This is a genomic window from Lachnospiraceae bacterium JLR.KK008 (assembly GCA_037015955.1).
Classification (GTDB): Bacteria; Bacillota; Clostridia; order Lachnospirales; family Lachnospiraceae; genus VSOB01.
Genome location: CP143548.1, coordinates 1,641,236 through 1,657,654, shown reverse-complemented (window position 1 = coordinate 1,657,654; position 16,419 = coordinate 1,641,236). Strand labels below are relative to the sequence as shown.

The window sequence follows — 16,419 nt, the reverse complement described above, 5'->3', positions numbered from 1 at the left end:
TCGCAGCATCATTTGTACAGTTTCATCACACGGAAGATCAGAGAATGCGGAACGAGCTTACAGAGACCGTGAAACGCCTGAATCGGAAGACTGCACACAGAAAGCGGCCGCTTCCGGTAGCAGTCACGGATGGCTTTTCTCACCACGCGTTTCGCCGACACCATTGTCAGTTTTTTGACGGCAAGTGTCTTGCCATACTTCTCGGCAATCGAAAAAAATTCCGTATCTACGGGGCCGGGACAGACACTTGTCACATAGATTCCACGTGCGCGCAGCTCCTGATTCAGCGCCTGGGAAAAGCTGAGTGTATAAGCCTTTGTGGCCGCATAGACTGCAAAATTTTCCTGTGGCAGAAAAGCGGCGCTTGAGGCCATCTGGATAATCCGGCTGTTTTTTCGCATATAAGGGAGACATCTGTGTGTCATCTCCGTCAGCGCCGTGCAGTTGAGCGTAATCATGGCTGTCTGCTCTTCCAGAGAGAGCTTTTCCACCGCCCCCATCAGACCAAAACCTGCACAGTTGACAAGCAGGCGGATCTGTGGTTTGGAGAGCGCCAGGATCTCGGAAAATTGTTTCATGTAAACCGGGTCCGTAATGTCCATATCTATAATTCTGCATTTCGTGTGTAGAGTAAGACTCAAATCTTCCAGACGTTCTTTTCTTCTGGCGATCAGCCAGATCTCATCCATATTGGAAAAGAGCGTATCCAACTGCCAGGCAAATTCCTGTCCGATGCCGGAGGAAGCTCCCGTAATAATCACAATATTCATAATGCGTCTCCTGTCATTATTGATTGATTATATCGTTACGTCTCTCGTTTTCTTTGCGACACCTTCGCGGCGCTTTTCTTATGCACATTACGGATCGTCTTTTTTCTGCGGTCTGCGCCGTTTCGTCCCTTTTGTGTCTGTCCTTGTCTGCGGCTGCCTTGGCCCAAATCGGAACTCTTTTTTGCCGGTATATTCCCTGCGGCTGCCTCATGGGCGGCGCGCGCTGGCCGGAGCAGACACTTTCTGTCATAGCCGATCAGATCTTCCCGCCCGGCCGCGGTCAGCGCTTCGCGGACAAGCCGGTAATTTTTCGGATCACGGTACTGGATCAGCGCCCGCTGCATCGCTTTTTCATGGGGACTGCGGCATACATAGACACTCTCTTTTGTTCTTGGGTCAATGCCTGTGTAATACATGACGGTGGACATCGTGGACGGCGTCGGATAAAAGTCCTGTACCTGTTCCGGCATATAGCCGAGATCACGCAGGTATTCCGCCAGAGCCACGGCCTCCTTCAGCGTCGAGCCCGGATGGGAAGACATCAGATAGGGAACAAGATACTGCTTCTTCCCCAGTTTTTCATTGAGTCGTCGATATTTGGCCGCGAACGTTTCATATACGGCGTTCTCCGGCTTACCCATCCGTCTTAAGACCGTGTCTGAGATATGTTCCGGCGCGACCTTGAGTTGTCCGCTCACATGATGTTCCACAAGCTCCCGCAGGAAACTGTTATCTCGGTCTGCCAGGACATAGTCAAAGCGGATGCCAGAGCGGATAAACACTTTTTTGACACCCGGCAGCGCTCGGAGTTTTCGCAGCAGCGACAGATAGTCTCTGTGGTCCGCCTGCAGATTGTTACATGGTTTCGGAAACAGGCACTGCCTGTCCTTGCAGACACCATGCCGGAGCTGTTTGCCACAGGACGGCGCCCGGAAATTGGCGGTCGGACCGCCCACATCGTGAAGATAACCTTTGAAATCCGCCTCCTGTGTCATTGCCTCTGCCTCTCTCAGGATGGACGCATGGCTGCGCGTCTGCACAATTCTTCCCTGATGAAAGGTCAGGGCACAGAAATTGCAGCCGCCGAAGCATCCTCTGTTGCTCACAAGAGAAAACCGGATCTCCTGTACGGCAGGTACTCCGCCCTCCTTCTCATAAGAAGGATGACAGGTCCGCATATAGGGCAGGTCATAGACATCATCCATCTCCTGCATCGTCAGAGGCGGCTGTGGAGGATTCTGTACGATATAAACACCATTTTCGTAAGGCTCAATCAAAGTTTTGCCGGTAAATGGGTCCGTATTCTCATATTGTAACAGAAAACTGTCTGCGTAACGGCGTTTCTCTGCTTTCATCTCTTCGTAAACAGGCAGCGATATGCTGTCATAAACACCGGAAATATCTTTTGTCTGATAGACCGTACCCGGGATAAACGTGAGATCTCTGACCGAAAGGCCGCTCTGCAGTGCCTCAGCAATCTCCAGGATGGATTTCTCCCCCATTCCATAGGAGATCAGATCGGCCTGACTGTCCAGAAGAATAGAACGTTTGAAGGAGTCGGACCAGTAATCATAATGGGCCATCCGGCGAAGACTGGCTTCGATACCGCCCACTATGACCGGTGTCCTGCGAAATTTTCTGCGGATCAGATTGCCGTATACAACGACGGCATGATCGGGCCGTTTGCCCGTCGCTCCGCCGGGCGTATAGGCGTCATGCTCCCGCGGTTTTCTGGATACATAATAGTGGTTGACCATCGAATCCATATTGCCGCCGCTGACGAGAAACGCCAGCTTCGGCTCCCCGAAGACTGCGATACTCTCCGCGTCCCGCCAGTCCGGCTGGGCAATGATGCCGACCCGGAAGCCATGCGCCTCCAGCAGCCTTGTAATGATAGCATGCCCAAAGGACGGATGATCTACATAGGCGTCCCCCGATACATAGACAAAGTCAACGCTGTCCCATCCCCGCGCGAGCATCTCTTCCCGGCTGACAGGCAAAAAGCCGCCGCTCAACAGGCGTTCACCCGCAGCATCGCCTGTACTTCTTCGATCTCTGTGTAATCGTTGATATAATAATCGGCAAGTCTGCGCTTTTCCTCTCTCTGATAGGCCGAATAATCGTCTTCCACGGCGCATACTTCCATGCCGGCCGCCTTACCGGCCTGAATGCCAAATATGATGTCCTCAAATACGAGGCAGTTCTCCGGTTTCACTGCAAGCTGTTTCGCTGTCATCAGGTAAATATCTGGGGCCGGTTTGCCTTTTTTCGCCTCACAGCTTGTCATGATCGAAGAAAAGTAATCAAAAACCCCGCGTGCGCGCATGACCATATCGACGAGTTGTCTCGAATTGCTCGTTGCGATCCCCAGCTTGATCCCGTGCCTGCGGCAATGATCAAGCAGCTCTCTGGCGCCCGGTTTGAGCATCACTTCCGTGCGGTATTTTTCCCATGCCATCTCGTTCCAGTCGGCTTTGATCAGCTCAAGCGGGCGTTCCAGTCCGAATCGCTCCTTGAAATACATGGCGGTCTCCGTAAAGCTCATACCTTCAATCAACTGTCCGAGATCATCCGGCACCGTCAGGCCGAATCGCGACAGGTATTCAGTATCAATGTCTTTCCAGACCCACATTGAATCCACAAGAGAACCGTCCATATCAAAGATAACAGCTTCTTTATTGTTCAGCATATTCTGATAACTCCTTTAATTCTTCCGCAGTCAGCGCGCGGTACTGACCAGGTTCCAGTGTCTCGTCCAGAGCCAGATTCCCCATGCGTACGCGCTTTAAATATAAGACATGGGTTCCGATAGCCGAAAACATCCGTTTGACCTGGTGAAACTTTCCCTCGGTGATCGTCAGCAGCGCTTCCTTCTTCTCTCTGTCTTTCCAGCAAAATCGTGCCGGAAGTGTCTGTTTCTCTTCTCCAATATCGATACCGGCCTCAAGCATTTGTATCTGCTCTTCTTCCAGACCGTGCGACAGCTTTACAAAATACGTCTTCGGCACATGTCTCCTGGGAGTCAGCAGCCGGTGTGCCAGCGCGCCGTCATTGGTGATCAGAAGCAGCCCTTCCGCATCCTTGTCCAGTCTCCCGGCGGGGAACAGATCAGTTCTCCTTCTGTCCTCTTCCCGCAAAAGTTCCAGGACCGTTTTCTCTCTGTGGTCCCGTGTGGCGCAGACAAAGCCCGTCGGCTTATTCATCATATAATAGACCGTCTTCTGAAAACGGACCACCCTGCCCTGAACGATGACTTCTGAAACCGCTTCGTCAATACTGCGGTCGGAACGGGTCTCCGTCACACCGTCCACCTGGACTTGTCCTTTTCGTATTGATTGTTTTACCTGGCTTCGCGAACCGAAGCCGGCCTCTGTCAGATATTTATCCAGGCGCATGAATCTGTCTCCTTGCACATATGTATGAGTATATAACATTTTCACTTCTTTGGGGTGATTTCTTGCAAAAATTTATAAAAAAATCATGTCTGCTCTTTTTTTTCGCCCTGATGGTCTTTGCCATGCTCTGTTATCCACAGTTGTCTCTCTCCTGCGCGCTGACAGGTTTGAATGTCTGGTTCCAGAAGATGATCCCCACCCTGTTTCCGTTTATGGTCCTCTCAGGGATGATGATCCGGCTGCGCTTATCAGACCAATTCGCCGGTTTTTTCCGCCCTTTGCTCTATCCATTCCTGCGTGTGAATAACCGCTGCCTGTATTGTGTTATCATCGGTTTTCTCTGTGGGTTTCCCATGGGCGCAAAGATCACTGCTGATCTGTACCGCCTGCGACAGATCACAAAAAAAGAGGCCGACTTCCTGCTTGCCTTCTGCAACAACATCGGTCCTGTATTTTTTACCGGTTTTGTGCTCGCATTTCTTCCGAGGCAGATCCCGGTATCCGTTTATTTATTTGGCATGTACGGCATTCCCTTTCTCTATGGGCTGTTTCTGCGGTATCTGTATTATGGGAACAGTCTTAACGTCTGCGGGGCGGCAGAGCTGCCAATACAAAAACCTCCCGGCTTTGTACAGACTTTGGATGAGTCGATATTATCTGCCATCCAAAGCATTACAAAATTAGGAGGTTATATGATTTTCTTTAATCTGCTGAATGTACTGCCCGGACTGTTTCTGCCTCTGCTTCCGCCCGCATTTACTTCTCTGCGGATTCCGCTGTATCTGACTACAGAGATCACCGGCGGAATCGCTCTGGCCGGAACCGACGCGCCGCTGCTTATTCTGACATTTCTTCCGTTCGGCGGCCTCTCCTGCATCGCCCAGACAGCCGGCATGATCACCGGGACAGATCTGTCCGTCTTTCCCTATGTGATTCATAAGCTCTGTCAGAGTGCTCTGACGCTCTGTTATTACCTGTTCATCTTCCGCATTTTTATGTAACAGACTCTGTCACGTCATGAAACGGGAACCGGCGCGCTCTGTGACGCTTTGTCATACTGATTATAGATCCGCACAGTCAGTGTCGACCCATCCCCCGGAATCAGGACCGCGTTTACAGTATCGGCGCTGTTCCATTCCTGCAATGCCGACCAGGTAAGACCGCCGTCCAGACTGTAGTCATAGTAAAGAATACCGCTCTGGGAATCGGCTCCCTGCAGTACGGCTCTGATCTGCCCGTTCTCCCGCACCGCGGACACGATTGCCGCTACTTCCGGCGGAGTCGTATCGTCTGCGACCGGCACTCTTGGGGCCGTCACCACGGTCTTAGGCACATTGGAATAGTCGACGCCGAGCACATCGGACCGCAAGCCGAAATATTTGGCGACCCCGGTGGCATCAAGACGCCCGAGCTGCTGCATTTTTTCGATGCTGTTAAAATAAGACAGATCTTTTTCATTGTCGATATGGCAGTGTTCGATAATCATGGACGGGATGCCGACAGCCGTAGCATTTTTGATTACCCCATAGTAATCTGTCCCGTTCTTATTCAGCTTTGTCTTGATCCCCCGGCGATAGATACCATAACTGTCACACAGTTCATTTAAAATCAGATCACCGCAGGCATAGGCCCTGCTGTAGTTTTCTCCGAGCGAAGGGACCCACACTTCCGCTCCATACAGGCGATTTGGCACCGCTTTATTATAGTGCAGACTGAATAAAAAGTCCGCCCCCACGGCAGCCGCACGCAGAGGCCTCTCCGAAAGCGACACATCCTCGTCGCCGTATCTTGTCAGGTATACGGTGATTCCCTCATATTTCTCCAACTCTTCTTTCATGGCCAGCGCCGTGATCAGAGTCGCATTTTTCTCGTCCAGTCCCGGGATCTGTCCGCCAATATTTGTACCGCCATGTCCCGGATCAATAACAACTACGATATTGTCATCCTGCGGCGCCGCTGCCGCAGAGAACGGAATCGCCGCAGCGAATACGACTGCCGCCATAAATCCCGTCATTATTTTTTGCCAGTTCTTTTTGGTATTTTTCGTACCATTTGTCTTTGCTGTCTCTCTCAATCTGCTTCCCCTTATCGTTCCCTTTATATTTCTTTATTTCTCTCCCGTCTATGCTTCCCTCTGTTTTTATTATGTAGAATAACCGTACGCTCTTCTTTCACTTTGACGCACTGCCTGTCAGATCATGTCCAGATTGATCGGCTCCTCCTCAGTACCCTCACTTTTCTCGCTCTCCGCCTCAACATCCGCCGGATGCAGTTCCATGCGGTTGGACTTGACGATATTCATACAATCCTGTAACGAAGAGACTGTCCTCTGAAACTGCTGGGACACAGTATCAATGGAATGTGCGATGATCGTCTCCAGATTACCGAGAATATCATCCGTATACTGCATGGCGGCCGCTTTCATATTGTTAGCCTCGATCGTGGCATTGTCCAGAATGCCCTGCGCCTGATTGGTGGCCATCGTCACAACCTCATTGGCCTGCGCATATGCCTGCTGCATGATCTCATGCTCGTTGATCAGCTCAGTTGTCTGTACGGTAGCGGCGTTGATCAGTGCCTCCGCCTTTTCTTTGGCATCGTTTAAGATTGCCTCTTTGTTGCTGATAATCTTCTGGTAACGCTTGATCTCATCGGGCGTTTTCATACGCAATTCCCGCAGAAGTTCATCGATCTCCTCTTTATTTACAATGATCTTTGTGTTGGAAAGCGTCTGGTATTTACATGTATCGATATATTCTTCAATCTCATCGATCAGCTGTTCGATCTTACTGCTCATTTTCCCCTCCAGTCACTGCACACCGACATGCGATCACTTCGCCGGCGCCTTTGGAACCCCATATTTTTCATAGATCAGCTTTTCCACAAAGGCTGGAACACAGCCGGAAATATCTCCGCCGAAACTTGCGATCTCCTTAACCGTTGTAGAACTTAAATATGCGTACTCAAGACTGGTCGTAAAAAACATTGTATCCAGTTTCTCTTTTGACAGCAGTCTGTTCGTCTGTGCGTTCTGCAGTTCATACTCAAAATCCGTGATGGCCCGAAGCCCTCTGACAATGACACGAACCTTTTTCTGTCTGGCATAATCTACCAGCAGCCCGCTGAAAGAGTCTACTTTTACATTAGGCATGTCCCTGGTTGCTTCTTTCAGTATTCTAACACGTTCCTCCGTAGAAAACAATGGTGTCTTCTTGACATTATTCAACACACTAATCGTCAATTCGTCAAAAATATATGCCGCTCTCCGGATAATATCCAGATGTCCGAATGTGACCGGATCGAAACTTCCGGGATAAATTGCCGCTTTCATCCTATGCACGCCTCCTGATAAACACATGTTTATTTGTCTTGTATTTCTTTTCTCTTTCCACCATAAAACCACAATGTTCCAATTCCTGATCGGAAAAATCGGTCTCCAGAGCGCTTTCAACGACGATCAGTGTATCCCTGGTCACATATGTCCGGCTCTCAAGCAGTGTCAGTGTCTGTCTTTCCAGTCCCTTCCCATAAGGAGGGTCCATAAAAATAAGATCCACCGCCTCTTCTCTGATCCGGCTGAGTGCTCCCTGTACCTCTTCCTGAAGTATCACCGCCCGCCCCGACAGCTTCGTAAACCGTAGATTATCTTCAATGCAGGCTGCGGCACGCCGGTCCTTTTCCACAAAATAAGCGCGTTCCGCACCACGGCTGAGCGCCTCGATGCCGATACCGCCGCTGCCGCTGAACAGATCCAGAAATACACTTCCGCTCAGATGCGGCTGCAATATATTAAATAACGTCTCTTTGATCCTGTCCGTCGTCGGCCTCGTATCAAGCCCCGGAGGGGTTTTTAACGGCAGACTGCGGGCACTTCCTGCGATCACTCTCATAAATGAATCCTCTATACTCTCACTTTAACACCTTTGGTATCCCGTTTACCGGAACGCAGTTTATGCAGTTCCAGACTTTTATTCCTGTAAGGAACGACCGTGTCCGTCATATTTTCCGTATAATAGACGGCTTCGATCACATCCTGCTCGCTCAGCCGCATTCCCCGTACGCCGATGGCGCCCTTTTTCTTCTCAGGAATCTCTTCCAGAGAGAAACGGAGAAAATATCCGTCTTTTGACTGCAAGACCATATCCTTCTGTTCCCGGAGGACAGCGATACTGATCACTTCGTCCCCCTCCTGGAGTTTGGTCGCCGCCACAGTACGCTTCATCACGTCAAATTCACCGCCGTCCACGATTTTGACCATGGAAAATTTCGTCACAAAGATAACCCGGTAGAGATTCAGTTCCGTCTGTCCGGTCATGAAGATGATGTTCTCTTCCGAAGAATTATAATTGCTCACATTGTCGATCGGAATCCCCTTATCACGGAATTTTCCAAAGGGCAGGTCAATAACCTTGATCGTATGCAGTGTTCCGGTATTGGTAAACAGACAGATGCGCCCTGTATTCTTGCAGGAAAAGACATACACATGTTCGGCGTCCGCTGCCTCTTTGTTGCGTTCGTATGTGGAGACGTCGACCACTTTCGCATAACCGAACCGATCCATTAAAAAGATGACTTCCATCTCTTCCGTCTTTTTTTCCTCAAAGACCGCTTCCTTTCCGTCCTCCACGACGGTCCGTCTTTTTTTCGCATATTCTTTTTTGATAGCGTCCAGCTCGTTCATAATAACCTGGGCCATCGAATCCCGGCGCTCGAGAATATCTTCATACCGGTATATATTGGCCAGCGTCTCTTCATGTTCTTTCACAAGGGCGTCGATCTCCAGACCGATCAGCTTATAGAGACGCATCTCCAGAATGGCGGCTGCCTGCCGGTCCGAAAACCGCAGCATCTGCGCCATCACTTTCGACTCCCGGGATTTGAATTTAATCCCGTCGGTCTTCCCTTCCACGAGACAGGCTTTCGCCATCGCCCGATCCCGCGAACCTCTTAATATCTCAATGATCAGGTCGATCACATTGCAGGCTTTGATCAGGCCCTCCTGAATCTCTTTCTTTTCCTGCTCTCTGGCCAGCAGTGTCGTATATTTCCTTGTGGCCACTTCGAACTGGAAGTTTACATTGGCCCTGATAATCTCTCTCAGCCCCATCGTCTCCGGCCGGCCGCCGGCAATGGCCAGCATATTGACACCGAATGTGTCTTCCAGACGGGTCTTTTTGTAGAGCATGTTTTTAAAGTTTTCCACATCGGTATCTTTTTTGAGCTCGATGACGATGCGGATTCCCTCTTTGGACGACTGATTGGAGATGTCGACAATGTCCTGCGTCTTCTTTGTCTCCGCCAGCGCCGCCACATCGGACAGAAATTTGGCGATACCGCCGCCGATCATCGGGTAGGGAATCTCGGTAATAACAAGATTGATCCTGCCTGCCCTGCCCTTTTCCGTCTCCACTTTCCCGCGGATGCGGATCTTGCCTGTACCTGTCTCATAGACAGACAAAAGGTCGGACTTGTTGATGACAATGCCGCCGGTCGGAAAATCCGGCCCCTTCACGTATCTGAGCAACGCCGCCGTGGCGATATATTCATCCTGCATATAGGCTTTCATGGCGTCGATGATCTCCCCGAGATTGTGAGGCGGGATGCTCGTCGCCATACCGACGGCGATCCCTTCCGCTCCATTGACGAGCAGATTGGGAATTTTCACCGGAAGTACGGACGGTTCTTTCTCCGTCTCATCAAAGTTGGGAATAAAATCGACGACGTCTTTATCCAGATCGGCCAGAAACGCCTCCTGCGTGATCTTTGCCAGTCTGGCCTCCGTATAACGCATGGCCGCCGCACCGTCTCCCTCGATATTGCCGAAATTGCCATGGCCGTCGATCAGCGGCAGTCCTTTTTTAAATTCCTGTGTCATCACAACGAGCGCTTCATAGATCGAGCTGTCGCCGTGCGGATGATATTTACCCATCGTATCGCCGACGATACGGGCACTCTTCCTGTAGGGCCTGTCATAGCGGATTCCGAGTTCGTGCATATCATAGAGCGTGCGCCGCTGAACAGGTTTGAGACCGTCCCTCACATCGGGAAGCGCCCTGGCGATGATTACACTCATGGCATAGTCAATATAGGACTTTTGCATCACTTCCGAATATTCGGTTTTTATAATTCTGTCATTCATCGCTTACTGCTCCTATATGTCAAGTTCCGCATCAGTTGCGTGGTCATAGATAAAGGCTTTTCGCGGCGGGACTTCTGTGCCCATAAGCATTTCCGTCACTTCCGACGCCATACGTGCGTCTTCAATCTCCACCAGCTTCAGCAGCCGCGTCTCCGGGTCCAGTGTCGTCTCCCAGAGCTGCTCGGCATCCATCTCCCCCAGACCTTTGTACCGCTGTAAAGTGAAGGGCCCTTTGTGTCGTTTCCGGTACCGTTCCAGCGCCTTATCGTCATACAGATATTCCTCATTTCCCTTCGCAGGCATTGCCTTATAGAGGGGAGGCATGGCGATATACACGTGTCCTTCATAGATGAGCTGCGGCATAAATCGGTAAAACAGCGTCAGAAGCAGCGTGGAAATATGAGCGCCGTCCACATCGGCATCGGCCATAATAATGATCTTGTCATAGCGCAGTTTGGCAATATCAAAGTCGTTGCCATACCCTTCTGAGAACCCGCAGCCAAAAGCATTGATCATTGTCTTAATCTCCGCATTGGCGAGTACTTTATCAATGCTGGCTTTCTCCACATTCAGTATTTTTCCGCGGATCGGCAGAATCGCCTGATACTGTCTGTTGCGCGCTGTCTTGGCGCTGCCGCCGGCGGAATCCCCCTCGACAATAAATATTTCGCATTTGGAGGCATCCCGGCTCTCACAGTTAGCCAGCTTCCCGTTGGAGTCAAAGGAGAACTTCTGCTTTGTCAGCATGTTTGTCTTCGCCTTTTCTTCCGTCTTGCGGATTTTGGCAGCTTTTTCCGCACAACTGATAATATTTTTCAGCACTTCCAGATTTCTGTCAAAATAATGCTGAATCTCATCCCCGGTCACTTTGGCCACAACTTTGGCCGCGTCCTGATTGTCCAGCTTCGTCTTGGTCTGTCCCTCGAACCGGGGATCCGGATGTTTCACGGAAATGACGGCCGTCATGCCGTTTCGCACGTCCGCTCCCGTGAAATTTACATCCTTCTCTTTTAAGATGTTCAGTTCTCTGGCATAGTTGTTGATGACCGTCGTGAACATCGTCTTAAAACCGGTCAGATGCGTGCCGCCCTCTGCGTTGTAGATATTATTACAAAATCCAAGGATGTTCTCGTGAAATTCATTGACATACTGGAACGCTGCTTCCACGGAAATCCCTTCACTCTCTCCTTTATAATAAATGACCTCATGAACGGTCTCTTTCGCCTTGTTCATATCCCGGATAAAGCCGGTGATGCCGTCCGGTTCATGAAACTCCAGAACTTCCGCCTCCGCCTTTCTTCTGTCCTCAAACGCGATCGTCAGCGCCGGATTGAGATAGGCAGTTTCATGAAGGCGGCTCTTGATCTCATCCTCCCGAAACCGTGTGCGGTCAAAGATCGTATCGTCTGGCAGAAACGTGATGCTCGTTCCCGTCTCTTTTGTCCTGCCGATAACCGGAAGAAGGCCGCCCTCCAGCTCCACCGCCGGATTCCCCCGCTCGTAACGGTCTTCATAAATGCAGCCATCTCGTTTGACCTGTACGGTCAACCATGTAGAAAGTGCATTGACAACAGAGGAACCGACACCGTGGAGGCCGCCGCTTGTCTTGTAAGCCGAAGCGTCAAATTTACCGCCCGCATGCAATGTCGTGAAAACAAGCCGTTCCGCACTCACCCCCTTTTCGTGCATACCGACCGGAATCCCACGGCCATTGTCATGAATAGTGGCCGAGCCGTCTTCGTTTAAGATCACTGTGATCCGGCTGCAATAGCCGGCCAGATGTTCATCCACCGCATTATCCACGATCTCATAGATCAGATGATTCAAACCCTTCGTAGATACGCTGCCGATATACATACCGGGCCGCATCCGCACCGCTTCCAGTCCCTCCAGGACGGTAATATTGGAAGCGTCATAGGTCTCCCTGTTCGCCATAATACCCTCTCCCACATTTACAAAAATTCACTGCATACAATATATATCATAAAAACGGTGTTCGTCAAACAAAAATAAAGGAAAGATTTCTCACTCCAGCCCAATCATCCGATAGATCGCTTTCAGATCCGTATGTTCCCGGATGACATCGGCAAGGCGGTCGTACTGGCTGTTTTTGTAGGTCAGGTAGTCGGTCTGTCCGGCTGCATCCCTGGTAAGCCCTCTTCTCTCAAACAAAAGATCCAGCAGGTTGTCACGCAGCGTGCCCGATGTAAACAGGCCGTGAACATAAGTGCCGATACAGTTGCCCGATATGCAGCCATCCATATGGTTACCGCCTCCTGTTATCCTGTCTGCCCGCCGCCTGTGGCGACTGTTTTCACTGCCGCTGTCTTCATCCGTCAGCTCCATCAGCCTCCGGGGCTGTGCGCCGCCCACACTGTCTGAGGTGCCCATGTGCATCTCATAGCCCAGGAAGGTGCTTCCCGCCAGCCTCTCCCATACTGACCGGGAACCGGACGCACTGCATTGTGTGAGAATGGTTCCCCGCACTCTGCGCCTGACTTTCTCCGTCCCGAATATGGTACGCAGAGGAAAATACCCCAGTCCCCGCGATATGCCGCCAGCCTCCACACCGTACGGATCGGCGAGCTCTTCCCCCATCATCTGAAAGCCGCCGCAGATACCCAGCAGCAGGCTCAGGTCAGAGCCAACAAGTCGCCGCACCTCTGTCTCGATCCCATTTTCCCGCATCCACTGCAGGTCCCGCATCGTATTTTTCGTGCCCGGCAGGATAATCAGATCCGGACAGCCAAGTTCCCGGCAGTCTGAAATATAGCGCAAAGAGACATGGCTGATCCGCTCCAGCGGATTCAGATCCGTAAAATTAGCGATATGCGGGAAGCGGATGACGGCAATATCAATCCTGTCCCGGACGCTGCCGGGAAGCAGACGCCGCGACAGACTGTCCTCATCCTCAATATCAAGTTCCGTATAGGGGATCACGCCAACGACCGGAATCGGACATCGCTCATAGAGCATTTGCAGTCCCGGTTCCAGAAGACGTCTGTCCCCGCGGAATTTATTCATAATAAAGCCTTTGATGCGAGCCCGCTCCTGTGCTTCCAGCAGGGCCACCGTGCCATAGAGCTGGGCGAAAACACCGCCTCTGTCAATATCCCCGATGAGCAGGACCGGTGCATCGATCATCTGCGCCAGTCCCATATTGACAATATCATTTTGCTTTAAATTGATTTCCGCCGGGCTGCCCGCCCCCTCGATAACGAGAATCTCATAGTCATGTTCCAGTTTATGATAGGCAGCCTTGATATCCGGCACGAACTCATGCTTACGCCGGAAATACTGCGCCGCTGTCAGATTGCCGAACACTTCGCCGTTGACAATGACCTGAGAGCCCATATCTGAATTGGGCTTCAGCAATATCGGATTCATAGCCACGTCCGGATCAATGCCTGCCGCCTCCGCCTGCATAACCTGCGCCCGGCTCATCTCCAGCCCCTGTGCTGTGATATAAGAATTGAGCGCCATATTCTGTGATTTAAACGGCGCCGCCCGGTAGCCATCCTGCGAGAGGACCCGCAGCAGCCCTGCCGTAAACAGGCTCTTGCCCACATCGGACATCGTTCCCTGGATCATGATATTTCTGGCCTTCATACTGTTCCTTTCATCTTCTCCAACTCCCGCAGCAGACATACATTCTCCTCATGGGGCCTGACGGCGATCCGGTACCAGCCGTCACCCATTCCCCGAAAGCTACGACAGTCCCGGATGAGAATACCGACATCCAGCAGCCTTTCATACAGGTCATGAAAAGAGTCCTCACAGGACTTTACGGAGAAACAGAGAAAGCTGGCACAGCCCGGAATAACGTGCATTCCCAGCTTTTCCAGTCCGCTTTTCAAAAAAGCCCGTTCCACCCGGATTAATTGTGTTGACTGACCGATATAGTCAATATGTTCAGCATTGTCCAGAGCAGTCATTCCGGCAAGCTGAGCGATCCCGGAGACGCTCCAGCATGGGATCTGCTCTCTCATCCGTGCAAGGAGCAGACCATTACCGCTGATACAATAACCAAGCCGCAGTCCCGGCATGGCATACCACTTCGTAAATGCCTTTAAGACAACTGTGTTTGGATATTCTTCCGTGATCCGGACAAGTCTGCACTGCTGCTTTCTGTCAATGTTCGGTTCCCCGAAGTCCTCATATCCTTCGGCCTCAACATTCTCTTTCTCTTCCTGTACCGCAAGTTCCAGAAAGCATTCATCGAGCAGTACGACGATCTCCCGCTCCCGGCAATGTCTCAGAATATGCTCCAAGAGTGTTTCCGGAATCCGGTTTCCGGTCGGATTGTTGGGATTGCACAGAAAGAGCAGGTCCGTATCAGGCGTCAGTGTCTCCAAAATCGTTTCATTCCATGCAAACCCGTGCGCTTCCTCCAACAGATAACAGGTAACATCCGCACCGACAGCTGCCAGTGCCCTCTCGTACTCCCCGAATGACGGAAGCGGAAGGACTGCTCTGACCGCTCTCGCCCCGCTCGCCGCCAGGGCGCGGACAAGAGCATAGATCAGCTCACAGGCGCCGTTTCCGCAGAGGATCGCTTCCCCTGATATGTGATGATACGCGGCCAGCGCTTTCCGCAGCCGGCTGCACTCCGGGTCCGGATACCACTCACAGTACCGGTCTTCAGACTGACAAAATGACGCCTGCACCGTTCTTCTGACATAATCCGGCATTCCCAGCGGATTTGTATTTACCGAAAAATCAAGTCTGATGTCGAGCCGGTACCTGTCCCCGCCGTGAAGCTGCAAAAATCGTTCCTGACGGTTCATGGCGTTTCCTTCCGGTATCCCGTTTGATTGATCTCATCGGACTTAGAATCGTCGGAGACTGCCTGCAGCCACGCATACACATCAGCATCCGCCCATACAATCTCCATAAAGGATTCATTGATCTCATCGAACCAGCCGCCGATTTCATCCGTCTCTAAACGGGCTCTGATCTGAGCCTGCTGCTCCTTTGAGGGAGAGGCATTGTCAGTCAGCAATATCCACCCGCCCTGACCATCCTGCTCCGCCAGCCATGTCACAAGTCCGGGCAGAGCAGGTTCCAGCCCGTCGATGACCATATCATAAGAGACAAACACCAGCCTGTCCTCTCCAAGCGGGTAGATGACGGTCTTCACATCATCGAATCCCCGCAGGCCATGCCGGAAGCAGACGGCCTCCTGCGTCTGCGTGACCTTATTTTCCATACCGCGCAGCGCTCTTGCTCTGTCTGCATCTCCCTCTGCGACTGCCTCGAGATACATGCCGATCTGTTGTTCCAGCGATTCATCCCGTATGCTTCCCGGGAAGTCGGCGGTTTCCGCCGGTTCCTCCGACCACTGTGCAGACACGATGCCGTTTCCGGCCGGGATGGTTCCCGCGGCGGCGAGCGCGGTTATCATACACAGCACTGCCCGTTTCCATCGTTTTGTTTTTTTATTTCTTTTCATGTTGTCCCGCTCCTGTCTTCTTCTCTTCCCGCCACTTCATATAACAGCGCATTCAGAATCGCGGCCGCCACGTTGCTGCCGCCTTTCCGGCCCTCCGGCACGATGCAGGGTATCCCGGAAGCCATGAGCTGTCTCTTTGCCTCTGTCACATTGACAAATCCAACCGGCGCCCCGATCACAAACCGGGGCCGGATTCTGCCCTCCCGCGTCAGTCTGACGATCGTCAACAGCGCCGTCGGTGCATTGCCGATGACATAAATCAGATTCTCAGTGGATAACACCGTCCGCTCCATACTGATCTGCGCTCTTGTCACCTGTCGCTGCGCGGCCTCCCTGGCCACCTCCTCGTCAGCCATATAGCAGACGACTTCTCCGCCCAGCTTGTGCAGCGCACGGCGATTGATGCCTGCCTTTGCCATATTCGTATCGGTAATGACTTTGCTGCCACTTCGAAGCGCTTCTTTTGACAGCGTCATCACCTGTTCCGAAAAGTAAAGACTGTCCAGATAGGAAAAATCAGCCGTCGTGTGGATCACCCGTTTGATGACGGCGGCATATTCTTCCGGCACCTGTCTGCCCATCTGCCTGATCTCTTCTTCGATGATACGGAAACTCTCCGCCTCAATCTCCGCCGGTTTATATCTGTCGGTCATATCGTTGCCT

The 16,419-nt window shown here is 51.7% G+C and carries 15 protein-coding genes; 1 reads left to right on the top strand and 14 read right to left on the bottom strand.

Annotated features, from left to right (window positions below; genetic code table 11):
• Positions 1–8: 8 nt before the first annotated feature.
• The 4 genes from V1224_08470 to V1224_08455 are packed head-to-tail and all read right to left on the bottom strand — an operon-like array spanning position 9 to position 4,165.
• On the bottom strand, positions 9–770 hold the full coding sequence (locus tag V1224_08470) for an SDR family NAD(P)-dependent oxidoreductase (GenBank protein ID WWR14542.1): 762 nt from the start codon (positions 768–770) through the stop codon (positions 9–11).
• 35 nt (positions 771–805) lie between these two features.
• On the bottom strand, positions 806–2,785 hold the full coding sequence (locus tag V1224_08465; GenBank protein ID WWR14541.1) for a YgiQ family radical SAM protein: 1,980 nt from the start codon (positions 2,783–2,785) through the stop codon (positions 806–808).
• Positions 2,782–3,459: an HAD family phosphatase gene (locus V1224_08460; protein ID WWR14540.1), complete on the bottom strand. Its 678-nt coding sequence runs from the start codon at positions 3,457–3,459 to the stop codon at positions 2,782–2,784. The genes V1224_08465 and V1224_08460 overlap by 4 nt, the downstream gene beginning before the upstream one ends.
• Entirely contained in the window at positions 3,446–4,165 is a 720-nt protein-coding gene (locus tag V1224_08455; protein WWR14539.1) for a pseudouridine synthase, read from the bottom strand. The genes V1224_08460 and V1224_08455 overlap by 14 nt, the downstream gene beginning before the upstream one ends.
• A 110-nt stretch (positions 4,166–4,275) precedes the next feature.
• Between V1224_08455 and V1224_08450 the strand changes: the two genes are divergently transcribed.
• Complete coding sequence (locus V1224_08450; protein ID WWR14538.1) at positions 4,276–5,166, top strand: hypothetical protein; 891 nt, start codon at positions 4,276–4,278, stop codon at positions 5,164–5,166.
• Between the two features lie 14 nt (positions 5,167–5,180).
• Here V1224_08450 and V1224_08445 read toward each other — a convergent pair whose 3' ends face one another.
• From V1224_08445 to V1224_08400, 10 genes are all read right to left on the bottom strand, one after another.
• Complete coding sequence (locus tag V1224_08445) at positions 5,181–6,239, bottom strand: N-acetylmuramoyl-L-alanine amidase (GenBank protein WWR14537.1); 1,059 nt, start codon at positions 6,237–6,239, stop codon at positions 5,181–5,183.
• 117 nt (positions 6,240–6,356) lie between these two features.
• Positions 6,357–6,962, bottom strand: a complete 606-nt coding sequence (locus tag V1224_08440) for a vacuolar family H+-ATPase subunit H (GenBank protein WWR14536.1) — start codon at positions 6,960–6,962, stop codon at positions 6,357–6,359.
• Between the two features lie 33 nt (positions 6,963–6,995).
• On the bottom strand, positions 6,996–7,496 hold the full coding sequence (coaD, locus tag V1224_08435; protein ID WWR14535.1) for a pantetheine-phosphate adenylyltransferase: 501 nt from the start codon (positions 7,494–7,496) through the stop codon (positions 6,996–6,998).
• A gap of 1 nt (position 7,497) precedes the next feature.
• Complete coding sequence (rsmD, locus tag V1224_08430; GenBank protein WWR14534.1) at positions 7,498–8,055, bottom strand: 16S rRNA (guanine(966)-N(2))-methyltransferase RsmD; 558 nt, start codon at positions 8,053–8,055, stop codon at positions 7,498–7,500.
• 11 nt (positions 8,056–8,066) lie between these two features.
• Positions 8,067–10,304 (bottom strand): DNA topoisomerase (ATP-hydrolyzing), encoded by a 2,238-nt coding sequence (locus V1224_08425; GenBank protein WWR14533.1) that lies wholly within the window; start codon positions 10,302–10,304, stop codon positions 8,067–8,069.
• 12 nt (positions 10,305–10,316) lie between these two features.
• A complete protein-coding gene (locus tag V1224_08420; protein WWR14532.1) occupies positions 10,317–12,239 on the bottom strand; it encodes a DNA gyrase subunit B in 1,923 nt (640 codons plus the stop codon).
• Between the two features lie 90 nt (positions 12,240–12,329).
• Complete coding sequence (locus V1224_08415) at positions 12,330–13,952, bottom strand: cobyric acid synthase (protein ID WWR14531.1); 1,623 nt, start codon at positions 13,950–13,952, stop codon at positions 12,330–12,332.
• Positions 13,910–15,091, bottom strand: coding sequence for a threonine-phosphate decarboxylase (locus V1224_08410; protein WWR14530.1), 1,182 nt, complete (start codon positions 15,089–15,091; stop codon positions 13,910–13,912). The genes V1224_08415 and V1224_08410 overlap by 43 nt, the downstream gene beginning before the upstream one ends.
• Positions 15,088–15,756: a hypothetical protein gene (locus V1224_08405; GenBank protein ID WWR14529.1), complete on the bottom strand. Its 669-nt coding sequence runs from the start codon at positions 15,754–15,756 to the stop codon at positions 15,088–15,090. Before V1224_08405 ends, V1224_08410 begins: the two co-directional genes overlap by 4 nt.
• A complete protein-coding gene (locus V1224_08400) occupies positions 15,753–16,409 on the bottom strand; it encodes a precorrin-8X methylmutase (protein WWR14528.1) in 657 nt (218 codons plus the stop codon). The genes V1224_08405 and V1224_08400 overlap by 4 nt, the downstream gene beginning before the upstream one ends.
• Positions 16,410–16,419: the final 10 nt, after the last annotated feature.